The following is a 22153-nucleotide window of genomic DNA, read 5'->3' as shown; positions in this document are numbered from 1 at the left end:
GATCAAACTGCCTCCGTCCAGTTGCAGTACTTGCACTTATAGTCGAAGTAGTTAGCTGCACAGAACTTACAGGTACGTGCAGGTGAATGTGGTTCCGTCTTGTGCAGGGCTATGATATTCGTCATCATGGTAGCAGTGACAGGCTCACTTGTAAGCAGACATGGGAAATCAGCCAGCCGCATAAGGGCTGAGAACCTGACTGTGATAGCACATGCAGGATATGTGTAACGCTGTGGGTTGTTCAGAACCTCATTCTTCTCAATCGGGCTCAGATCGACAGGTATGCCCTGGACTTTTCCACCCATTCCCCTTGGCTTGTGGTCAATGATACGCTCACCCTTTTCGATAAGATCGATAAAGTCCACATTGTGAAGTTCAGCTGCTGCTCCTCTTGTTGGATTGTTAAGTACAAGGTTGTGGTATCTCTTGACCAGCAGATCAAGTACCATCATTGTCGTGAAGCCATCCATCCAGAGGATCTTTGTGGTGGCGGCAGCGGCAGCGTCCGTTGCTATTGTCAGTGGTGAATACTCATCTTTGAACTTGCCCATAGCATTGTTCATGGTACCATCCATGACATCGGTTACAGCATTAATAACAGCCATAACAACATCGTCCTTTGTCATGTTAAACATAGACTGGGAGATGTGATGAGCAACATCACCTACACCATATGCAGGAACAGTTACGATATTTCCGTAGAATACATCTGCATCCATGGCAGCTTTGACAGTTTTCTTCATCCTGTTCTTGTATTCGCTCATATACTTCTTTACGTCAAATGATATATGCCCTGCCTCATCCATAAGCTTGGCCTGAGCAGCCATAGGTGCATCATAGACCATCTGAAGCATTTCGATTTCTTCTTTTATAGCTTCAGAAGGAGTCTTACCATTTTCAATGGCCATCTGGAATTTTGCACCAATACCATATGATGTGTTCATACCCCATGATTTGGAAGAAAGAATTGCTCGCTTGTGATCCACAGGAATATCTGTTTTCTGAAGTATCCTGTTGACTACATTGCTGGTACTTCCCGGGACAAAAGCAAAGTCTACAACACAGGTAGGACCGTAGAATCCACCATACCTTCTAATGGACTCTTTACCGATGAGAGCCTCCGACCTACCAATTTTATCAATGAACTTTTCCACTGATGCCCTGAATGCAGGGTCCTCCTCATACAATATATCAAGAATAGGTGGTGTCTGATAATGTTCGACAAATGGGTCATCCTCCGGCCTCACGCTGTCTGTTAAGCCGGAAAGGACATCATAATGTGTATTTACAGAGTTGACATGAAGGTCAAACACTTCTTTACACTGCTCGCCCTTCGGTTCCATCTTGTTAACTGCATCAACATAAGGTTTTGCATCCTCTACCTTAAAAGCGGTGCCTCTCTTCTTATTTATAGTGCTGACAACAGCTTTTTGTGCATTCATGGCCTCTCTTGCCATTTTGTCGTATATCTCTTTCATGTTAGCCCCTTTTATTTATTGAAAGTGATAACTGGACCTGAAAGAAGTGTTCAATCAAATTCAAATAATAGTTTAAAAATATATAATGACAAACAATCTAGCTACCGCTAAGAATGCTTGTTTTTCCCAAACAACACTCCTTCACCAGGATGTTAATTCACTCCTTATAACAATCTGAAACTATACATTATAAACATTTCTAAACTTAAGAAATGTTGTTGAAAGTTTTTGAGAAGTAACAATAAGCTCATATCTATTCAATTACTAATATGTTACAGGGTCATATGGCTGATATCTTATCAATACCAGAATGGGCAACATGGAAACTTGTTAACCTGCTAGTTGTTATCACAATTATATTACTTACTATTTTTCTTGCAAGATTCGTTGACAGATTACTTATAAGGCAATTCAACATCGTAAGCAAAAAAATGAATGTCGATCTTACAAGTTACAGGGTTGTAAGGCACACTATGGTTGCTGCGATATATCTCATTGGCATAATGATTGTCGTTAACCTTATACCCTCACTTGAGACTCTTTCCATTACTCTTTTTGCCAGTGCAGGTTTTGCAGGTATTGTTCTTGGTCTTGCAGCACAGAGTACACTGTCAAATATCATTTCCGGTATTTCTCTGGCAGCATTCAGGCCTTTCAGAGTGGGAGACCTAGTAACAATCAAGGATGAATACGGACGGATCACTGATATCACACTCAGGCATACAGTGGTCAGAACATGGGATAATAGAAGGCTCATTATTCCTAACAGCGTGATAAGTGAAGATGCAATAATCAACTGGTCCATCGAAGATCCAACGGTCAACTGGCCAATTGACATCGGTGTGAGTTATGACGCGGATATTGATAAGGCAAGGCAGATAATGATATGTGAGGCCAGAAAACACGCAAACTCCATGACTTTCAGCCAGATCAAGAAATATCACCCTGATATGAAGAAAGATGAAGTCGTTACTGTTCGTGTGAGGGAACTTGGAGATTTTGCGGTTATTCTCAGGCTACTTATCTGGGTCGATGACAGGGATATTGCCTATGATACCGGATGCGACATCAGGGAAGCAATCAAAAAGAGATTCGATGCCGAAGGAATTGAAATACCATTCCCATACCGTACCATTGTGTACAAGAAGGATCTGCAGGCAGAAGTCTCTGCAATAGAGGAAGAATCAGTATCTGTATGAAAGTAATTAATTGAGCTCTTCAATAAAAACAGGATTTGTGGCATGTAACCATGCCACCTTTTTTAGATTTAATATTTAATATTTAAAATCACTCGTTAGTCAGCTCGCCGCTGAAGTACTTGTCATAGGAAGCCATATCGAAGTGACCGTGACCACTGAGGTTGAACAGGATGGTCTTCTCTTCGCCTGTCTCCTTGCATTTGAGTGCTTCATCAATTGCACATTTGATAGCATGTGATGACTCTGGTGCAGGAGCAATTCCTTCAGTACGTGCAAATTGAACTGCTGCATCGAATACCTCTACCTGATGGTATGAGGTTGCTTCCATGATTCCGTCTGCTACAAGCTTACTGATGATTGGTGATGCACCGTGATACCTGAGACCTCCTGCATGGATTGCAGGTGGTATAAATTCAGAACCGAGTGTGTACATCTTAAGGAGAGGTGTCATCTGTGCCATGTCACCGAAGTCATACTTGAACTCTCCACAGGTGAGAGTTGGACACGCAGATGGCTCGACTGCAATAAACCTTGTGTTAGTGTGACCTGCAAGGTTGTCCCTGATGTATGGCAGACTTACACCAGCGAGGTTACTTCCACCACCACAGCATCCGATAACTATGTCAGGATAATCCTCTGTCTTGTCAAACTGCGCCTGGGTCTCAAGACCGACTACTGTCTGATGCAGACTGGTGTGGTTAAGGACACTACCGAGAGCATATTTGGTGTTGTCATTAAGTGCTGCATCCTCGATAGCTTCACTAATGGCTATTCCAAGACTTCCTGTTGTGTCAGGGTACATTTCACGGATCTTTCTTCCAAACTGTGTGTCCGGACTTGGGGATGGAACTACTTTTGCTCCCCAGAGATTGATAAGTGACTTTCTGTACGGTTTCTGGTAGAAGCTTGAGCTTACCATGTAGACCTTACATTCAATGTCAAAATAGTTACAGCAAAGTGATAATGCACTACCCCACTGGCCTGCACCGGTTTCAGTTGTGATCCTTTCGGTGCCTTCTTTCATGTTGTAGTACGCCTGTGCGATCGCAGTGTTTGGCTTGTGGCTTCCTGCAGGACTGACACTTTCATTCTTGTAGTATATCTTTGCAGGTGTTCCAAGAGCTTTTTCAAGCCTGTGTGCCCGGTGCAGAGGTGATGGTCTCCAGAGTGTGTATATTTCCCTTATCTCTTCTGGAATGTCAATGTATTTTTTGGAGCTGATCTCCTGATTGATGAGTTCCTTTGCAAATATAGGCTCAAGATCTGCAGGATTCATTGGCTCATTGGTTGCAGGGTTCAGTGGTGGTTCAACAGGCAGGTCTGCAAGTATGTTATACCACTGTTTCGGCATTTCATTTTCGTCAAGTAATATCTTAGTATGCTCCATAGTATCTACCTCTGTAAAAAAGTGAATTCAACAATGTATAATTGAGTACATTTAAGGATATTTAATGTTTTTGATTTATGCAGAAAGCAAAACCACAATTAAAGAAATAAACTGTTTAATCAGCTTACTTCTATCGATTTTAGAGATGGTTTTTCCCAATCACTGAACTTGTGTATCCTTATTGAGATAACTTTGATTTCGCCAGGACCTAATTCAGCATTCATTGAAGCTTCATAATGCCTGAAAGTCGACATGTCATCATCAAAAGATACATCTGCAGAAATCTTGTTAATATAGATCCCCGACGTTTCAGTGTTTTCAAGCGTGATCAGTATTCTGTCAACAGCAATTTTCCATTCTTTCACCTGAATCCCATCAGGAACTATGATAGTTTCTCCAGATTCACCATACTGCTGTTCAATAGAAAATGAATCTGTATCGGTACTTTCAAGTGTTTCTATAAGTTCCTCAGTCTCAGTCCCATTTTCAGTACAACCGGACAGTAAAACAGCTATCAATATTACAATTAATACTTTGAGTGTAACCACACACTTTCGTTCCAGCATTCAACCACCACAAACAATTGAAGTGGCATAATTAATAAAGATACCTAATATTGACATTATAATTTGCAAAAAGAGAATAAAACATTGATTAGAAGAGAAGAACATTCATTTCTTAACTAATCGAAACTGTAAAATATACTACATTTATACTACCAGACATATTAACATGAAATACTGATTAATCTTTCAGATTAATCATATAGTAAATCTAGAATTCACACTTATCAGGTTGACACAAAATGAAGATCACTAAACCACGAGGAACACGTGATTTCCTCCCTGAGGATACAAAGAAAAGAAGATATGTAGAAGGCATACTGCGCCAGGTAGTAAAGAACTGGGGCTTCAATGAAATAATCACCCCTACATTTGAGAATCTCGAACTATTTACTCTCAAATCAGGTGAGGGAATAATCGGGGAACTCTACAATTTCACAGATAAAGGTGATAGAGATATGACCCTGCGTCCTGAATTGACTGCACCTGTCATGAGGATGTATGTCAATGAGATGCAGGCATATCAACAGCCTTTGAAATTATTCTACTTTGAGAACTGTTTCAGGTACGAGAGACCGCAGAAAGGACGCTTCAGAGAGTTCTGGCAGTTTGGCGTGGAACTCATAGGTAGCAGGAAAATGGATGCTGATGCCGAGGTTATTGCACTGGCAACAGAAATGCTCAGAGCAGTTGGTATCAAAGGTGATTTGAACGTAAACAATCTTGGCGTAATTAGGAATCTTCTCAGTGTACTGGAAACAGAGCATCAAAGCAAAATAATGAGACTTGTTGACAAGAAGGACTATGAAGGTCTTGATGATTTCCTTGAGGAAATAAATGCTCCTGCTGATCTTCGAATGAAACTTATTGAGCTGATATCCCTTACAGGTAATGATGCCATTACAAAAGCAAGAGAAATTATAGGCGATATACCTGAAATTGAAGATTTCCAGGAACTTCTTACCATGCTGGATGCTTATGGTGTAGAGTACACAATTAATTTTGGAATTGCAAGAGGACTTGATTATTATACTGGCACTGTTTTTGAGATTTACGCAGAAGGACTCGGTGCTCAGAATCAGGTATGTGGTGGAGGTTCATATCAACTAATTCAGCTCTTTGGTGGAGGAGATGTCCCATCAACTGGGTTTGGTCTTGGATTTGACAGGATTATGGAAGTATGTGAACTAGAAGCACCTGATGATGTTCCAGTCGTGATTATTGCCAAAGACACTACCCGTCTTGATGCAATAAAGGCGGCTAATGAACTCAGGAAACATATGCCTGTATATAATGACCTGATGAAAAGGAACTTCAAAGCTCAATTATCACATGCCAACAACATTGGTGCTAAACACGTTATCATAATAGGTGAAAAGGAAGTTGAAGCTGGAAAAGTCATGTTAAAGGATATGACAAGCGGCGAACAGGAACTTCTGAGTATCGAGGAAGTTATTGATAAATTCACTTGCTGATAAATTAATATCATAATCAGGTGACGAAAATCTCATATTTGGAGCAGTGCTCCATCAATCATAACATATATATGAGATGATTGACTTCATAGGTAGCACTTCGCCAATCACATTAACATTTTATCGAACCGACTCCCAAGTTCAAGAGTTCGATAAGGATCAAAACATCAATTCTATATTGAATCCTATCTAAATTCAATATAGGCTAAATTAATCAAAACTTGAATTAAAACTTGAATTACAATTATCAGGAGGAAGATTATGGCAAAAATGCACACCCGTAGGAAAGGAAACTCTGGACCTACAAGACCACTTCGTACAGAAGTACCTTCATGGTCAACAATGACCAGCGAAGAAGTAACAACCGTAGTTGCTGATCTCTGGAAGCAGGGAGTAAGCACAAGCGAGATCGGAATGATCCTCAGGGACAAGTATGGTGTACCTGATGTAAAGCTTGCAACCGGCAAGAAGATCACAAAGATCCTGAAAGAAAACGGTGAAAAATTCGCTGTACCTGAAGATCTCTACAACCTTATCGTAAAGGCAATCGGAATGAGAAAGCACATGAACTACAACCACAAGGATGTACACAACAAGCGTGCTCTCCAGAACACCGAATCCAAGATCAGAAGATTGGTAAAATACTACCAGTCCGCAAAGGTTCTTCCAGCTGACTGGAAATACAAGCCAGAAACTGCTGAGATGCTTATCACCAGATAAACATATTTCAGATTTAATTACAAACTTTTGTTTGGCCAATTGGTCAAACACAACTTTTCTTTTTTTCATGATTTTTGGATTTCAGCGTTAGCTCTGTAACGAATATTTCAAAATACAGAAATCTATTGTTATCTCAAACACTTATGAAGGCAACTTATAAATTGTTTTAAAGAGCATTATATTCCATGAAAGCTGTCATACTTGCAGCCGGTGAAGGGAAAAGATGCCGGCCTCTCACACTTACAAGATCAAAGGTAATGCTTCCGGTGGCAAACAAGCCAATTCTTGAACATATCATCAATGCTCTTGTTAAGAATGATATTAAAGAGATAGTTCTGGTAGTCGGTTACAAAAAAGAGCGTATCATGGACTATTTTGAAGATGGGATCAACTTTGGTGTGAAAATAGAGTATGTGGAACAAAAAGCACAGATAGGAACAGCACACGCAATTCTTCAGGCACGCGATCTGATAGGAAAAGATGAGGACAAATTTATTGTTGTCAACGGGGACAATATAATCGGATCAGACGGTATTGCAGACCTGATCAATGGTGAAGAAGGTGATGCAACATTACTCACATGCAAAAAAGATAATGTCAGTGGCTATGGAGTAATAGTTGCCAAAGGAAAGAAAGTTGTTGAGATCATCGAAAAACCAAAGACCCTTATAAGTCATCTTATCAACACTGGTATTTATCTTTTCAAGAGTGATATTTTTTCCATGATTGAAAGAACAGCCATATCAACAACTGGTGAGTATGCAATTACAGATACTCTTCAAATGATGATCGATGAAGGCATGTCTGTCACAACAGCAATAACAAATGCAGAATGGCTTGATGCAGTTTATTCATGGAACCTTCTGGAAGCGAACACAATTATTCTCGGTGACTCTGAAACTGATGTTTCAAAAGCAAAAATCGAGGATAGTGTCAGCATAAAAGGAAGTGTTTGTATTGGCAGGAACACAACCATTCGGGCAGGATCATACATTGTGGGACCCGTGATAATTGGTGACAACTGTGATATTGGCCCAAATGTGGTCATTTTGCCCTCCACCAGCATTGGTAATAACGTATCTATTGCCTCATTCTCATATATCAAAAACAGCATATTGATGCAAGACGTGCGGGTCAGTACACACAGCAACATATCAAGCTCCGTTGTAGGAAGTAATGTCACAACAGGCCCTAACTTCATCACAGAAGAAGGGGAAAAACTACATATAATTCTTGAAAATGAGCTTAATGAAGCTGAAAAGTTAGGAACTGTAATTGGTGATGATACAGATATTGGTGGAAACGTGTTAGTTCGTGCCGGAAAGATGATCTCATCTAACTGTCGCATCGGTTCTGGAAAAACAATTGCAGAGGACGTACCAACTAATGCACTTATAAATTAGGTTCAGGGTGAAAAAATGTGTGGAATAGTTGGATATATTGGTGATGGACAGGCAGTACCTATATTGCTTGAATCGCTTAAAATGCTGGAGTACAGAGGTTATGATTCTGCCGGTGTAACTGTTTTTAACGAAAAACTTGAAACATATAAAATTGCAGGCAGAATAAAGAACCTGGAAGAAATTATTCCTGAGAACGTATCAGGAAATATAGGAATCGGTCACACAAGATGGGCTACACATGGAAAACCGGAAACAAGGAATGCTCATCCTCATACATCATCAGACATATCAGTCGTTCATAATGGTATAATTGAGAATTATCTGGAACTCAAGGAAAGACTGATAGATCAGGGATATGAGTTTAAGTCAGACACAGACACCGAAGTCATTGCACATCTTTTACATTCCAAAATGAGCTGCGATGATAAAATATGTCTTCTTGATGGCCTTGCACAAACTGTAAAGGAACTTGATGGCTCGTATGCTATTGCTGCTCTTAGCAATAACGATCCGGATGTTATAGCATTTGCAAGAAAAGACAGTCCCCTTGTAATAGGAATTGGCAATGGCAGCAATTATGCAGCATCCGATGTTACTGCATTTTTGAAGCACACAAAAGAAGTCATATTCATAAATGATAATGAGATAGGTCTTCTCAGACCTGATTCAATAGAAATATATGACCTTGAAGGAAACTCTGTTTCAAGAGACACAGAAACAATAGAATGGGATCTTGAAGCTGCGGAGAAGGCAGGTTATGAACATTTTATGCTCAAAGAGATTCACGAGCAGCCAACTTCCATACAGAACACATTTGCAGGTAAGCTTTCTGAGCTCGAAGGAAACGTCACACTTGAAGAGATATACCTGAAACCTGATGAAGTAAAAAGACTAAGAAGAGCCACTATTATAGCCTGCGGAACTTCCTGGAATGCCGGTATTCTTGGGAAATACCTCTTTGAGAAACTTGCGGGCCTGCATACTGATGTTGAAACTGCGTCCGAGTTCAGGTACAGTAATCCGGTTCTTTGCGGAGAGGAACTCACAATTGCAATCACACAATCCGGTGAGACAGCCGATACTCTTGCAGCAGTCAGGAGTTCAGCATCTTACGGATGCCGCAGTATCGCAATTACAAATGTAGTTGGAAGTACAATAACAAGGGAATCGGATAGCGTGCTCTACACCAGAGCCGGACCTGAAATAGGCGTTGCTGCAACAAAGACATTCACAGCACAGCTTATGGCTCTCTACATGCTTGCCATAAATCTTGGAAGAACACGAGGAGTTATCAGTGCCAATGAAGCAAAAGACCTTATAGTTGGCATTAAAAAGCTTCCCGGACAGATACAGAAAGTGCTCAGCAGGAAGGAAGAAATTAATGAGTGTGCGGTGCAGTTCGCTGATAAAAGGGACTACTTCTTCATTGGACGCTACCTGAATTATCCTGTTGCTCTTGAAGGAGCTCTGAAGCTAAAGGAGATCTCATACATTCATGCTGAAGGTTATGCAGCAGGTGAGCTTAAACATGGGCCACTGGCACTAATCACAGATGAGACCCCGGTTGTGGCAATAGCTACAAAAGGACACACATACGAGAAAATACTGAGCAATATCAAGGAAGTAAAGGCACGTGATGCAACTGTTATTGCAGTTGCAGATGACGATGACACAGAGATTGACAAATATGTGGATGTAGTGATACGTGTGCCACCTACACATGAGTTACTCTCACCCGTACTTTCCTCAGTGACACTGCAGTTGCTTTCATATTATACTGCACATGCAAAGGGATGCTCCATTGATAAACCAAGGAACCTTGCAAAGAGTGTGACTGTAGAATAAATTATTTTATTTTTAGAGAGGATAGCAAATGAAGTTATTTGGTTCTTCAGGCATCCGCGGACTTGCAAATGTAGAAGTTACCGTAGACCTGGCACTGAAAGTTGGAATGGCTCTTGGAAAATCAAAGAAGACTGCTGTTATTGGCAGGGACCCAAGGGTAGCTGGGGAGATGATAGAGCTTGCAGTAATTTCCGGTCTGATGTCTGCAGGATGTAATGTTGTAAGAGTTGGTCTTGTAACAACTCCAACACTTGCATACGCAGCTAGAAATTATGATTGTGGTGTAATGATCACTGCATCACACAACCCTGCAACAGACGTCGGGATCAAGCTCTGGAATCCTGATGGCATGGCATTTGATTCAGCCCAGCAGGAAGAGATCGAGGACATCATTGAGAAAGAGGATTTTGTTTATGTTCCCTGGAATGAGGTGGGTGAAATCACCACATACGGAAATGCTGTAAGGGACCACATGGACATGATACTCAGTCACTCCACTGGTGCACCTATACGTGTTGTAATTGATTGTGGAGGCGGTGCAGGAGGTACAATAACACCTTTCCTTTTACGCGAAATGGAATGCGAGGTTATCACGCTTAATTCCCAGCTTGATGGTCATTTCCCGGCACGTAACCCGGAACCCAATGATAAGAACCTCTGGATGCTGAAAAAAGCAGTAAAGGAATTCGATGCAGCTCTTGGTATTGCTCACGATGGTGATGCCGACAGGATGATGGCTGTGGATGAAAAAGGTGGTTTCCTTTCAGGGGACGAAATGCTTGCAATCTTTGCTCGCTTTGAGTGCACAGGTAACCCGATGATCGTGGTTCCAGTTGACACATCAATGATAGTTGATGACTCCATGCCCGGTTCTACTGTTGTTCACACAAGGGTTGGAGACGTTTATGTTGCCGAGGAAATGAAGAAACTTAAAGCTGATTTTGGCGGCGAGCCATCTGGAAGCTGGATTTTCCCGAGAATTTCCTACTGCCCGGATGGAATCTATGCAGCAGCCCTGCTTGTTGATATTGTAAAGGAGAAGAAACTTTCAGAACTCAGAGATGAGTTGCCAAAGTATCCGACACTCAGAAGCACGGTTGCATGTGATAACGATAAGAAGTCTGCAGTAATGCAGGCTGTCAGTTCAAAACTTGAAAGCATGGGTGAGGTTTCCAGTATCGATGGTATCAGGGTTGATATGGAAGGCGGGTGGGTGCTTGTAAGACCATCTGGAACCGAGGCAAAGATAAGGGTCACAGCAGAAGCAAGGCAGGATGTTGAGAAACTACATGCCAAAGTTGAGAATATAGTAAAGGAGTGCCTCAAATGAAAGTAGTAATTCTGGCTGCCGGTGAAGGTACACGCATGAGACCGCTCACCGCTTCAAAACCAAAAGTGATGCTTCCAATTGCTAACAAACCAATGATGGAGCACACTATCAGTGCGGCAATTGAGGCAGGAGTAAAAGAATTCCTGATCGTGACAGGTTACCGTGAGGACGCTATTAAGGATTATTTCAAAGATGGTAGCCACCTTGGAATTAGTGTTGAATATGTGCGCCAGGAAGAGCAGCTTGGAACTGCAAATGCCATTGGTTGTGCAAAAGGCTTTGTGAAAGGTCATTTCATAGTACTCAACGGGGATATGCTTGTAAGTACAGAACATATTGCTCATTTAATATCAAGAACAGAAGATGCTATTCTCAGTGTCAAGAAGGTAGAAAATCCTTCCCATTTTGGAGTAATCGAAACCGATGAGAATAAGGTTACACGCATCATTGAAAAGCCTAAAAATCCACCTACAAACCTTGCAAATGCAGGCATATACCTTTTCCATGATGCTATTTTCGATTATATTGCAAAGACCGGTAAATCATCAAGGGGTGAATATGAAATTACTGATTCCCTTCAGATGATGATTGACGATGGTCTTAATGTTGGTTATGAAGTTCTTGAAACCGAGTGGATCGATATTGGGAGACCATGGGATATTCTGGACGCAAATAAGGTTCTGCTCGAAAAAATTGATAATACCTGCGAGGGAACAATCGAACCCTATGCAACATTGCATGGTAATGTGAAAGTAGGAAAGAACACCATTATCAGAAATGGTGCTTATATCATGGGCCCTGCCATTATAGGTGATGACTGTGATATAGGTCCTAATTGCTTTATCAGGGCTTCAACTGCAATCGGTAATGATGTCCGTATAGGTAATGCTGTTGAGATAAAGAACACTGTGATCATGGATGGCACAAATGTCGGTCACCTCAGTTATGTCGGTGACAGTGTGATAGGAACTAACTGTAATTTCGGTGCCGGGACAAAGGTTGCAAACCTCAGGCATGACAATAAGAATGTGAAATCTGTTATCAAGGGCGAGGTTGTGGATACCGGAAGAAGGAAGCTTGGTGTAATTATGGGCGATGATGTACACACAGGCATCAATACCAGCATCAATATCGGTACTGTGATGGAAGCCGGAAGTTCTACCATTCCCGGTGAAGTCCTGATGTACAGAAGAAAAACTAATTAAGGCTCGTTGCCATCTTTATTAGGAGATTCGGATGAACTTAAATATCGAGATGCAAAAACTCAAGGAACTGGCACGGGAAGCGGCAGACGTAATAGAGAAATACGAACACGTACGTGTAATTTCCCATAATGATGCAGATGGCCTGACATCAGCCGGCATTATCTGCCAGGCTCTTTTAAGACAGGATATTCGTTTTCATACATCTATTGTACCACGTCTTGATAAGTCCGTTGTTGAAATGGTCAAGGAAACCACAGCAGATGATGACCTTGTTATTTTCTGTGATATGGGCAGCGGCCAGTCAGATGTAATCTCCGAAATAAAGCAGGAAATAGTTGTACTTGACCACCATGTTCCTGTAGGTGAATCTCCTGCAAAGGTGCTGGTAAACCCGCATATTGTGGGAATTGACGGTGCAATGCACATATCAGGATCAGGAGTTACTTTTTTTGTGGCAATGGAAATGGAACCTGCAAATATTGACCTGGCGGGACTTGCTATTGCAGGTGCTGTGGGTGACAAACAGATTTTCAGTACACTTAACGGTCATATTCTTGAAGAGGCTGTGAATGCTGAAGTCGTTTCAATAAAGAAAGGGCTCAAAATCGGTGACGGTGATATTGCAAAGGTGCTTGAATACACGCCTGAACCTTATCTAGATATAACCGGTGACAGCGAAAAGATAGCCCAGTTCCTGGATTTCCTTGAAATTGAAGGAAATATCGAGGACCTGAACCCGGACCAGACAAAAGCACTTACTTCAGCAGTTGCACTCAAACTTGCAAAGCATGCAAGTCCTGAGGCTGTGGATGCTGCAATCGGTGATGTTTACATATTGAACAATGAGATCGTTCCCAATGTCTATGACCTTGTTGCAATTCTCAATACCTGCGGTAAGGCTGAAAAATATGGAATGGGACTTTCCATATGCATGAAAGATAAAAACCATCTGGAAGAAGCAAGAGATATGGCAATCTCTCACCAGATATCCATTGTGGAGAATATCAAAAAAGGCATGGATATGGTCAAAGAAGGAAAAAGCATCGGTTACCTGATAGGCACTGACATGGAATCTACAGGCATGATTGCCAGTACTTTTGTCAGATATGTAAATCCCGATATGCCTTTTGTTGCAGTAAACCAGGTTGATGATCTTGTGAAAGTTTCTGCAAGGGGCACCCGTGCACTTGTGGGGAAGGGACTTGACCTTTCATTTGCACTCCGTGAAGCTGCAAAGTTAGTTGGTGGAGAAGGCGGAGGACACAATGTTGCATCAGGCGCATCAATCCCACCGGGAACTGCCGAGCAGTTCATTGCCAAGGTTGATGAGATAGTTGCAGAACAACTCCCTAAGCAGGAGCAAACTCAATGAAAATTACTACAACTATTGAATTCAAGGATGAAGGCGCCATACATGTGGCAAAGAGAATTGCAAATTCACTAGCTCCTGATAACCTGACAAATATGTATACAGAAGTCAAAGATGACAGCGTATGTATTCATATTTCCACGGAAAAGATAACTTCACTTATTGCCACTGTGGATGATCTGCTGATGAATGCAAAACTAGCTGAAGAGATAGCAGAAGACCTTGAAAAATAGGTTTGTATCTGGTATTAAGATTTCTTCTTTTACAATTCTACCGTTATCCCCAGAGATGCCTGTTATTATCAATAAGCGCGTTCTGTTCCTCAATTCTTGAGCGCTGGTAAATAAGTGCTGCAGGATGGTATATTTTCAGAAGAGTATATTGTCCACTAACTTCTTTTGGAACTCCCCACTCTAGTTTTTCACCATCACAAAATGCTTTCTCAGCGGTGTTTCCAAGAAGTATGATCACTTTTGGATTTAGCAATTGAATTTGTGCTTCTAAAAATGGCTTGCAGGCTTTGATCTCGCTTTTGAGCGGATTACGGTTTTTTGGAGGACGGCATTTGATAGTGTTTATAACAGCATAGTCATCGCCTGAAAGTCCCATGTACTCGATCATGCCATCGAGGTTCTTGCCTGCTCTTCCGCAGAATGGAACGCCGGTTTCATCTTCGTTCTTTCCTGGAGCTTCGCCAACAAAAACAACTCTCGGAGTTCTGGAGCCTTTACTGATTACTTTATTGGTTACAGTCTCATGAAGCTGGCAGTCTGTACATTCAAGTATTTCTTTTTCAACAGCTTCAAATCCCTGCTCCACAAGTTCACTTACCGACCTGACTGCCATATAATCACGATTCCAATACTAGTTTCAATATTAATTTCAAATTTAGTTTGTAATCCTTATTCCTGTTTCAGCTTTTCTGCCTGCAATGCTTCCATGAAGCGAATCTGCTCTGAAATGAATGTGTTGTATGGTGCATCAATTCCAAGTTTCTTTGCCCTTGATACTATTGCACCGTTGAGAAAATCAATCTCAGTCTTCCTTCCCGATGTGATATCCTGATACATGGATGAATGATGTTCTGCAGTATTTGGGAGCTGGAAGTCATGGAGGAAAGCAAGGTATTCTTCTGCTGTTTTCCATGGAAGTACAACACCTTCGGCTTCAGTGACCTTGAAAGCCTCATGAACGATGTTCTCAATAATACTCCATGCGTGTGAGTTCTCAAGTTTACCGTATGGAACTCCCATGACAGCACCAAGTGGGTTGAGGGCTGAATTATAAAGGACTTTTGACCAGACAGAACTCATGATGTTCTCTGAACCACTAACCTGAATTCCGGCACTCTTTACCAGTTCAACAAGCCTGAGGACACTTTCATCGAGTCCTGAAGGGAATCTTCCGAGGTTCATTGGTCCGGTTTCTACAGACACATGTATCTGTGCATCTCCTGCCCATTCAAAACCGGTGATTATGGTACCTCCGATTACCTTATCGGTGTATCTGGCTATGATCTCCTCGTTGCCAATACCGTTCTGCATACTGATAACTTCCCTGCCTTTAATGATATCAGCAAATTGCTCACAGATTGATTCGGTCGCAGTGGACTTGGAAGAAATGAATATATAATCGTAATCATCTTCGGGGGCATCTTCCGAACAGCTGAATTTACAGGTAGCTTCGCCCCAGATGCCTGTCATTTTAAAACCATCTGATCTTATTTTGTCAGCATGCCTCTGACGGCATACTGCATGTACATCACAAACAGAAGATAATTTTGCAGCAAGGGTCAGACCCACTGCTCCTGCACCTAATATCAGGATTTTCATAGAGCACCTCTTTTTTGCCTTAGACGCTTTTTTCCGTTAAAAGAATAACTCTTGGAGGCTGACCAATTAAGAGAAGCTCTTAATTAGCAAAAGATACATCTTGCATAAAGTAGCCTGAGGGCTGGAAATAACAATAACGTTCATAAGAAGCAGTTATAGCTGCTTGATTTTCCCTATCACAATCATACAGAGGAATGGAAATCTATGGAAGCAAAGAAAAGAGATGAATGCTGTCCGGCAGATAAACCGGAAGGTGCAGGAATTGCAATTGACTTCAAATTCAGGCTGGAGTGTTCAATTAAGACAAGTGCAGATGCAACACCGGCCACAGATGTTGTTGACAAGTACATCCATGAAGCTAATCACAGTATTCTTACCAAGGGTGCACCGGAAGGACAGGGTGCAAAGGTCACAGGATGGAAAGTAGATGGTGACAGGATAAAACTCGTTATTGAATCCGGCAGGTACGTGCGTGTCCATGATGCATTGCTCCGTATGAGAAAACCACTTGCAGGAAAACTTGGAAAGGAGTTCAAAATAGGAATTCGTGGAATCGAGGTAGAGTCATTCACAATTGAAGTTCCTTCTGAGAAAGAACTTCCTCCAATGAAGATCCCTTATGTTGCAGAAATGACCTACAACGATGGAATTATCAAATTAGTTCTTGATGTTGATGAGTCTGCAATGTCAAACCGTGTTCCTGACAGGATACTTTCCCTTATGGAGGACAAGCTCGAGCAGCAGTCCTATGGTGGAAAGACCGAGCACTGGAACATTCTCTGGCAGAGTGAGAAAAAAGACCACAAGTTCAACGAAGATCCGACCAAAGCAATGGTGGATGCTGGCTGGCTTAAGAGAGGTGCCAGCAGAGGTCAGTGGATACATGGTCCGCAATCCACAAGGATGTTCAGGACTTTTGAGAGAATTGTTCTTGAGGAGCTTCTTGAACCTCTCGGATACAGGGAAATGATCTTCCCGAAACTTGTACCATGGGAAGTCTGGCAGAAATCTGGACATGCAAAGGGTGTCTATCCTGAGATCTATTACGTATGTCCTCCAAAGACAAGAGACCCTGAGTTCTGGGAGGAAGTTATTGATCATTACAAGGTGACCCTTGAAGTTCCAACTTCACTTATCAAGGAGAAGATCGGTGACCCTATTGGTGGAATGTGCTACGCACAGTGTCCTCCATTCTGGACATACCTGCAGGGTGAGACCGTACCAACCGACGAGTTCCCGATAAAGGTGTTTGACAGGTCAGGAACCTCACACAGGTATGAGAGTGGTGGAATCCACGGAATGGAACGTGTGGATGAGTTCCACAGGATAGAGATTCTCTGGGTTGGAAACAAGGAACAGGTAATTAAGACCGCAAACGAGTTGCATGACCGTTATATGCATATCTTCAATGAGATACTTGACCTTGAATGGAGAAAGGCATGGGTAACTCCATGGTTCATGGCACAGGAAGGACTCACAGGAGTTTCCGAGCAGACTGAAGCCGGTACAACCGATTATGAAGCTGTACTTCCTTACCGCGGTGAGGACGCTGAATGGCTGGAATTCCAGAATGTCAGTGTAAACGGAAACAAGTATCCATCAGGATTCAATGTCAAGTGCCAGTCCGGTGAGGAACTCTGGTCAGGATGTTCCGGTGTTGGACTTGAAAGATGGGCTTCCGCTTTCTTTGCACAGAAAGGAATTGACCCTGAAAACTGGCCTGAGGAATTCAGGAGAAGAGTAGGAGAGATGCCAAGAGGAATTAAATTCCTCTGATTAATCCTTTTAAAATTAATCATAAATTTGGAAAAAATAGTTAATAAATGTAAGGAACAGAGTTCCTTTAATTTATTTCTATCACAACTTTTCCTTTCACACTGTTGTCCCGCTGGTATTTTAGAGCTTCTGCCGCTTCATCCAGTGGGAAAACCCTGTCAATATACACTTTTATCGCCCCATCATCAAAAAGTTCTGCCAGTTTCTTCAGGCTATCGCTGTTGGTCTGTGTGAATTGCCCCAGGGCATTAACCTGATATTTGTTCATCAGTTCAGTATCCGGCTGCCCGAGCATCGATACGATCACACCACCTTTTTTCAGTACCTTGAACGATCTTTTATATGTATCTCCGCCTACCGTATCGAAAACTGCATCATAGTCCTTTAGTATCTCTTCAAATACCTCGTCTTTGTAATCGATGATCTCGTCGGCACCTAGGTCTTTAAGATACTGCACCTTATCCTTTCTGGCAGTTGTGGCCACATATGCTCCCAGATGTTTTGCAATCTGGATTGCCATTGAACCAATTCCACCGGAACCACCATGAATAAGGATTTTCTGGCCTTTTTCCAGCTTAATCTTATTATAAATTACATCAACTGCGCTTACTCCTGTAAGAGGTAAGGCCGCAGCTTCATGATTGCTTGCATCCTCAGGTTTTTTTGATATTAGATTAACCCCGGTAACTAAGTATTCTGCAATGGCTCCTGAACCTCCCATCCTGACACCGCCGGAGCCATATACATTGTCTCCTTTTGTATATTCTGTTACATCTTCGCCGACTTCCTCAACCGTGCCGGCGAAATCATCGCCTACGGTCAAAGGAAAATTATCGGATAGTGCCTGACCCAAATATCCTTCTGTTATCTTCCAGTCAATGGGGTTCACACCTGCTGCATGTACTTTCACAATGACATTTCCGGATGAAAGTTCCGGCATCTCTGCATCTGGGTTTATTTTTACTACATCTTTTCCGTATTCACTTATCTGAGCGGCTTTCATAGTCACTCCCTCCTCCACTATTAAACCATAAATACAAATCTCTGACATTTACGAAAAATGTCAGTTTTAGAAAATAGGTTACTGTAGGTTAAGTAATTTTGTAATCTGCTGAAAAAAAGAATAATTTAAGCATTTTTGAGGGTTTATCCCTCATTATCAATTAAAATGATATCAGTTTCCATACATTATTGTTGTATAACCACCCACCTGTTTTTTACAGATGCCTGCATGCATTTCCTCATCTTTTATCAGTTGTTCCATATCATCAAGAAATTCGTTCACATCACCTTCATTAGGAAATACTTGACTTAAGACAGCAGGATTGGTATTCTTCATATCTTTATAGGCATTCATTGCAAGTATTTCATATTTCATTATAGTCTTGAACATTTCCTGACTTGAAGAACCAGTAAAATCAAATATATGTTTTGGAAGGCCGTGAGGCGCTTCATCTGGTATGGAAATGTTCCCTTTAATTAGCCACTTTTTTATGAGCTCCCCATGTCTGTCTGAATCATGTGATAATGTCTCAAGTGCAGCAATATTCTCATCCATCATTTCAATACGAGCCTCCCAGGTGCCAAGTTGTTCCATTTCCGCTTCTATCCAGTACATACGCTGAAGCATTTTTTCAAGTGTTATTTTATCTTTAATCACTGGCAAAATTATCCCTCATACACAGTATATTATTAATTAATAAATATATATTCATGCAGAGTTATTACCTATGAGGTTTTGATTCGTTTATCTCAAAACCAAAAAATGATTGATTCTATGCTATTTAGAAGCATAGATATTTTGAAAATATTTAAAAATATAGCCAGAATTCAAAATACAGGTAGCTACTTCAGAGATTTGATCCTTTGTATCAGATCAATGAATTCTCTGGTTTCTTTTTCTACATCATCACTGCATACAACAGCAGAAATAGCAACCAGACTATCAGCGCCACTAACAACTACACTTTCACTGTTTTGCTTATTGATGCCACCTATAGCAACAATAGGGATTTTAATACTATCTTTTACAGCTCTGATGCTTTCAGGACCTATGCCATTTCCAGCATCCTTTTTAGTAGAAGTATTGAAAATAGGACTGAGACCAATATAATCTGCACCCATTCTTTCTGCTTCAAGAGCCTCCTCTACATTATGAACTGTAAGACCTATTATTTTGTTAGATCCTAGAAGTGCTCTTGCAGTATCTATTGGCATGTCATCCTGTCCGATGTGTACACCATCAGCATCAACGGCTAAAGCAACATCAACGCGGTCATTTACAAGGAAAATAGACTCGCTGCCACATAGTGTCTTAATTTGTGCCGCTTCAAGTATCATGTCCTTTGTACTGATGGACTTTTCACGATACTGTACTATTCTGCATCCTGCTGCAACTGCTTTTTCCACATCTGAAAGAGTACCTTTTCTGGACAGACCGGAATCTGTCACAAGGTAAAAATCAATTTCATCCAGCAATGCTCTTTTGTCAGTCATCGGCTTCATTGTTCTTCAAAGTTCATCATGGACTGTGCTCTTTCATCGGAAAGGTTGTAGACCTCATCATAGAGATACATCTTAAAGGTACCGGGACCTGCAGACTTTTCGGCTGCGAGCTGTCCTGCAATTCCGAAATAGCAGAGTGCATCTTTTGCAGCTTCACAGAGGTCTGAGTTTACTCCTGCAAAAGAACCTATTATTGATGCAGCCATGCAGCCTGTTCCTACAATTGAACCCATCAGTTCATGCCCGTTCTTGACAACGAATGTTCTTTCTCCATCACTGATAATATCTTCAGCACCTGTCATTACAACTACACATGACCTGGCTTTTGCAAATTCCTTTGCAACCTTCCTTGGATCAGCTTCAATTGATGTGGCCTCTACACCTCTTGTAATTGCATTTTCACCTGCAAGTTTTGCAATCTCGGAGTAGTTTCCTTTGATTATATCCACACGAACGGAATCAAGTATTTTTGCAGCCATCTCATCACGGAACTTTGTCGCACCGACTCCTACTGCATCGAGGACTACAGGCATGTTCTTCTCATTTGCAGCCTTTGCAGAGAGGATCATTGCATCGATAAGTTCTGTTGTAAGGGTTCCGATATTAAGAACAAAAACTGTGGAAATGCCGGTCATGTCTGCACATTCTTCCGGGGCATGAGCCATAATTGGAAGAGCGCCGAAAGCCCTTGTGATGTTTGCGCAATCATAGATGGTTACCCAGTTTGTTATGTGATGTACCAGCGGTTTAGATTCCCTTATAGATTCAAGCGGATTTTTCATTGAAGTGCCCCTTAGTTTTTTGATGATGAGTTTACTACATGCAATTATTCAATTACTATTGCCATAGAGAAGTATTTATTCATAAAATACTTTTTTGTAACCATTATTGCCTGAATGCAAATTTGATGCAGATACTTTTTAGATCGGCCTAACCGATTTGTTTATATATGGATATGCATACTATAGAGAGCCAATTTATCAGTGCATACATTATCTCATAATTATTTATGACAGCTCGTTGAACAATTACAGATTACAAATATTCATTAAATTATATCATTAAATCACACTCATCTGGAGGAATTATTACTTGGCAAGGAAAGTGCAGAGAAAGTTAGACAAATGGAAGTCAAAGACATGGTACAACGTAGAAACACCGGAATTCATCAGCAGGACAAACATTGGCGTTACACCTGCAGAAGAGCCTGAACAGCTCATCGGTCGTGTCGTTGAGACCACAGTCGGCGAAATTGCTAACGATTTCACAAAGCATAACACAAAGCTCAGACTCGAGATCAACAATGTCAGTGGTGACATTGCAAACACAAGATTCCTCGGTCACGAGATCACAACAGATTACCTTCGCTCAATTGTAAAGCGTCAGACCTCAAGGATCGACGCAAACCTTGACGTAACAACAAAGGACGGATACGTCATCAGAGTAAAACCAATATGCTTCACCGTAAAGAGAGCAAGATCAAGCCAGATCAAAGGCATCAGGGAAGTAATGGTCAAGATCGTCAAGGAACGTGCAGCAGAGCTTAACTTCGAGCAGTTCATCGAAGAAGCTATCATGGGCAAGCTTTCCGCAAACATCTACAGGAACGCAAAGTCCATCTACCCACTCAGAAGGGTAGAGATCAGAAAGACAGAAGTCAAATCTGTCCCTGCAAAGCAGTAAATCTTAGACTTAAAACAATAGGTGGTTAAACCACCTGTTAACATCTTTTTTCTTAATTTGTTTCACTCAGCAAGCGTAGCTTTAGATTATTCAGAAACACGTGCCTTACTTTCGTATTCGTCACGTATCAGTTTCATCATTTCCAGGTTCGCATCAATGACAAAGGCACCTATATAACCACAATACTTACAGTGGTAGAGACCTTCAGTACCGCCTGCTTCATAATAGAGTTCCGGACTACCACATACCGGACAAACTTCTATCAATTCTTCATCTTCATCAGATTCCTGAACGTCCATCAATTCGATATCATTATTGTCTTCCACGATAGCATCTCCTTTAGATTTCCCACGTGACATGTACCGACAATATAATATGGAAAT

The 22153-nt window shown here is 41.4% G+C and carries 21 protein-coding genes; 11 read left to right on the top strand and 10 right to left on the bottom strand.

Features of this window, described 5'->3' with window-relative positions; all coding sequences use genetic code 11:
• Nucleotides 1–2: 2 nt before the first annotated feature.
• Nucleotides 3–1478, bottom strand: coding sequence for a DUF2193 domain-containing protein (locus RE474_RS10685; RefSeq protein ID WP_309310356.1), 1476 nt, complete (start codon nt 1476–1478; stop codon nt 3–5).
• Between the two features lie 284 nt (nt 1479–1762).
• Here RE474_RS10685 and RE474_RS10680 point away from each other — a divergent pair, with 284 nt between their 5' ends.
• A complete protein-coding gene (locus RE474_RS10680; protein WP_309310355.1) occupies nt 1763–2677 on the top strand; it encodes a mechanosensitive ion channel family protein in 915 nt (304 codons plus the stop codon).
• 88 nt (nt 2678–2765) lie between these two features.
• Here the strand turns inward: RE474_RS10680 and RE474_RS10675 are convergent, their stop codons facing one another.
• Together RE474_RS10675 and RE474_RS10670 are read right to left on the bottom strand one after the other, a co-directional pair.
• On the bottom strand, nt 2766–4064 hold the full coding sequence (locus RE474_RS10675) for a TrpB-like pyridoxal phosphate-dependent enzyme (protein WP_309310354.1): 1299 nt from the start codon (nt 4062–4064) through the stop codon (nt 2766–2768).
• A 119-nt stretch (nt 4065–4183) separates the two neighbouring features.
• Nucleotides 4184–4630: a hypothetical protein gene (locus RE474_RS10670; protein ID WP_309310353.1), complete on the bottom strand. Its 447-nt coding sequence runs from the start codon at nt 4628–4630 to the stop codon at nt 4184–4186.
• A 239-nt stretch (nt 4631–4869) separates the two neighbouring features.
• Between RE474_RS10670 and hisS the strand changes: the two genes are divergently transcribed.
• From hisS to RE474_RS10630, 8 genes are all read left to right on the top strand, one after another.
• Complete coding sequence (gene hisS, locus RE474_RS10665) at nt 4870–6102, top strand: histidine--tRNA ligase (RefSeq protein ID WP_309310352.1); 1233 nt, start codon at nt 4870–4872, stop codon at nt 6100–6102.
• Between the two features lie 261 nt (nt 6103–6363).
• Nucleotides 6364–6822 (top strand): 30S ribosomal protein S15, encoded by a 459-nt coding sequence (locus RE474_RS10660; RefSeq protein WP_309310351.1) that lies wholly within the window; start codon nt 6364–6366, stop codon nt 6820–6822.
• A gap of 185 nt (nt 6823–7007) precedes the next feature.
• Nucleotides 7008–8225 carry a bifunctional sugar-1-phosphate nucleotidylyltransferase/acetyltransferase gene (glmU, locus tag RE474_RS10655; protein WP_309310350.1) on the top strand — a complete coding sequence of 406 codons (1218 nt, stop codon included), beginning with the start codon at nt 7008–7010 and terminating at the stop codon, nt 8223–8225.
• Between the two features lie 15 nt (nt 8226–8240).
• A complete protein-coding gene (glmS, locus tag RE474_RS10650) occupies nt 8241–10070 on the top strand; it encodes a glutamine--fructose-6-phosphate transaminase (isomerizing) (protein WP_309310349.1) in 1830 nt (609 codons plus the stop codon).
• Nucleotides 10071–10098: 28 nt separating this feature from the next.
• On the top strand, nt 10099–11400 hold the full coding sequence (gene glmM, locus RE474_RS10645) for a phosphoglucosamine mutase (RefSeq protein ID WP_309310348.1): 1302 nt from the start codon (nt 10099–10101) through the stop codon (nt 11398–11400).
• Complete coding sequence (glmU, locus tag RE474_RS10640) at nt 11397–12605, top strand: bifunctional sugar-1-phosphate nucleotidylyltransferase/acetyltransferase (protein ID WP_309310347.1); 1209 nt, start codon at nt 11397–11399, stop codon at nt 12603–12605. Before glmM ends, glmU (RE474_RS10640) begins: the two co-directional genes overlap by 4 nt.
• 31 nt (nt 12606–12636) lie before the next feature.
• A complete protein-coding gene (recJ, locus tag RE474_RS10635; RefSeq protein ID WP_309310346.1) occupies nt 12637–13977 on the top strand; it encodes a RecJ family nuclease in 1341 nt (446 codons plus the stop codon).
• Entirely contained in the window at nt 13974–14207 is a 234-nt protein-coding gene (locus RE474_RS10630) for a KEOPS complex subunit Pcc1 (protein ID WP_309310345.1), read from the top strand. The genes recJ and RE474_RS10630 overlap by 4 nt, the downstream gene beginning before the upstream one ends.
• A 43-nt stretch (nt 14208–14250) precedes the next feature.
• Here RE474_RS10630 and RE474_RS10625 read toward each other — a convergent pair whose 3' ends face one another.
• Both RE474_RS10625 and RE474_RS10620 read right to left on the bottom strand, forming a co-directional pair.
• On the bottom strand, nt 14251–14820 hold the full coding sequence (locus RE474_RS10625) for a uracil-DNA glycosylase (RefSeq protein WP_309310344.1): 570 nt from the start codon (nt 14818–14820) through the stop codon (nt 14251–14253).
• A 56-nt stretch (nt 14821–14876) separates the two neighbouring features.
• Nucleotides 14877–15806, bottom strand: coding sequence for a ketopantoate reductase family protein (locus tag RE474_RS10620; protein ID WP_309310343.1), 930 nt, complete (start codon nt 15804–15806; stop codon nt 14877–14879).
• Between the two features lie 267 nt (nt 15807–16073).
• Here RE474_RS10620 and RE474_RS10615 point away from each other — a divergent pair, with 267 nt between their 5' ends.
• Complete coding sequence (locus tag RE474_RS10615) at nt 16074–17582, top strand: serine--tRNA ligase (protein ID WP_309312246.1); 1509 nt, start codon at nt 16074–16076, stop codon at nt 17580–17582.
• Between the two features lie 67 nt (nt 17583–17649).
• On the opposite strand, the gene RE474_RS10610 is transcribed toward RE474_RS10615, so the two are convergent.
• From RE474_RS10610 to thiM, 4 genes are all read right to left on the bottom strand, one after another.
• On the bottom strand, nt 17650–18585 hold the full coding sequence (locus RE474_RS10610; RefSeq protein WP_309310342.1) for an NADP-dependent oxidoreductase: 936 nt from the start codon (nt 18583–18585) through the stop codon (nt 17650–17652).
• A gap of 171 nt (nt 18586–18756) precedes the next feature.
• Nucleotides 18757–19242, bottom strand: coding sequence for a hypothetical protein (locus RE474_RS10605; RefSeq protein WP_309312245.1), 486 nt, complete (start codon nt 19240–19242; stop codon nt 18757–18759).
• A 185-nt stretch (nt 19243–19427) separates the two neighbouring features.
• Nucleotides 19428–20078 carry a thiamine phosphate synthase gene (gene thiE / locus RE474_RS10600; RefSeq protein ID WP_309310341.1) on the bottom strand — a complete coding sequence of 217 codons (651 nt, stop codon included), beginning with the start codon at nt 20076–20078 and terminating at the stop codon, nt 19428–19430.
• Between the two features lie 5 nt (nt 20079–20083).
• Complete coding sequence (gene thiM / locus RE474_RS10595; RefSeq protein WP_309310340.1) at nt 20084–20869, bottom strand: hydroxyethylthiazole kinase; 786 nt, start codon at nt 20867–20869, stop codon at nt 20084–20086.
• Between the two features lie 310 nt (nt 20870–21179).
• On the opposite strand from thiM, the gene RE474_RS10590 reads away from it, so the two are divergent.
• Complete coding sequence (locus RE474_RS10590; protein WP_309310339.1) at nt 21180–21770, top strand: 30S ribosomal protein S3ae; 591 nt, start codon at nt 21180–21182, stop codon at nt 21768–21770.
• 86 nt (nt 21771–21856) lie between these two features.
• Here the strand turns inward: RE474_RS10590 and RE474_RS10585 are convergent, their stop codons facing one another.
• The gene (locus RE474_RS10585; RefSeq protein WP_309310338.1) at nt 21857–22129 is read right to left on the bottom strand and encodes a hypothetical protein; all 273 of its coding nucleotides are present in this window, start codon (nt 22127–22129) and stop codon (nt 21857–21859) included.
• Nucleotides 22130–22153: the final 24 nt, after the last annotated feature.

Origin of the sequence: Methanolobus sediminis (genome assembly GCF_031312595.1) — an archaeon.
Lineage (GTDB): Archaea > Halobacteriota > Methanosarcinia > Methanosarcinales > Methanosarcinaceae > Methanolobus > Methanolobus sediminis.
The sequence above is the reverse complement of the archived record's forward strand: the minus strand, read 5'-3'. Positions and strand labels throughout refer to the sequence as shown.

Excerpts from the sequence above, each read along its gene's own strand:
- recJ (WP_309310346.1), top strand. The coding sequence starts at position 12,637 with ATGAACTTAAATATCGAGATGCAAAAACTCAAGGAACTGGCACGGGAA.
- RE474_RS10610 (WP_309310342.1), bottom strand. The coding sequence starts at position 18,585 with ATGAAAGCCGCTCAGATAAGTGAATACGGAAAAGATGTAGTAAAAATA.
- RE474_RS10625 (WP_309310344.1), bottom strand. The coding sequence starts at position 14,820 with ATGGCAGTCAGGTCGGTAAGTGAACTTGTGGAGCAGGGATTTGAAGCT.
- RE474_RS10670 (WP_309310353.1), bottom strand. The coding sequence starts at position 4,630 with ATGCTGGAACGAAAGTGTGTGGTTACACTCAAAGTATTAATTGTAATA.
- RE474_RS10620 (WP_309310343.1), bottom strand. The coding sequence starts at position 15,806 with ATGAAAATCCTGATATTAGGTGCAGGAGCAGTGGGTCTGACCCTTGCT.
- RE474_RS10585 (WP_309310338.1), bottom strand. The coding sequence starts at position 22,129 with ATGTCACGTGGGAAATCTAAAGGAGATGCTATCGTGGAAGACAATAAT.
- RE474_RS10675 (WP_309310354.1), bottom strand. The coding sequence starts at position 4,064 with ATGGAGCATACTAAGATATTACTTGACGAAAATGAAATGCCGAAACAG.
- thiM (WP_309310340.1), bottom strand. The coding sequence starts at position 20,869 with ATGAAAAATCCGCTTGAATCTATAAGGGAATCTAAACCGCTGGTACAT.
- glmU (WP_309310350.1), top strand. The coding sequence starts at position 7,008 with ATGAAAGCTGTCATACTTGCAGCCGGTGAAGGGAAAAGATGCCGGCCT.
- glmM (WP_309310348.1), top strand. The coding sequence starts at position 10,099 with ATGAAGTTATTTGGTTCTTCAGGCATCCGCGGACTTGCAAATGTAGAA.
- RE474_RS10630 (WP_309310345.1), top strand. The coding sequence starts at position 13,974 with ATGAAAATTACTACAACTATTGAATTCAAGGATGAAGGCGCCATACAT.
- glmS (WP_309310349.1), top strand. The coding sequence starts at position 8,241 with ATGTGTGGAATAGTTGGATATATTGGTGATGGACAGGCAGTACCTATA.
- hisS (WP_309310352.1), top strand. The coding sequence starts at position 4,870 with ATGAAGATCACTAAACCACGAGGAACACGTGATTTCCTCCCTGAGGAT.
- glmU (WP_309310347.1), top strand. The coding sequence starts at position 11,397 with ATGAAAGTAGTAATTCTGGCTGCCGGTGAAGGTACACGCATGAGACCG.
- RE474_RS10680 (WP_309310355.1), top strand. The coding sequence starts at position 1,763 with ATGGCTGATATCTTATCAATACCAGAATGGGCAACATGGAAACTTGTT.
- RE474_RS10660 (WP_309310351.1), top strand. The coding sequence starts at position 6,364 with ATGGCAAAAATGCACACCCGTAGGAAAGGAAACTCTGGACCTACAAGA.
- RE474_RS10685 (WP_309310356.1), bottom strand. The coding sequence starts at position 1,478 with ATGAAAGAGATATACGACAAAATGGCAAGAGAGGCCATGAATGCACAA.
- thiE (WP_309310341.1), bottom strand. The coding sequence starts at position 20,078 with ATGACTGACAAAAGAGCATTGCTGGATGAAATTGATTTTTACCTTGTG.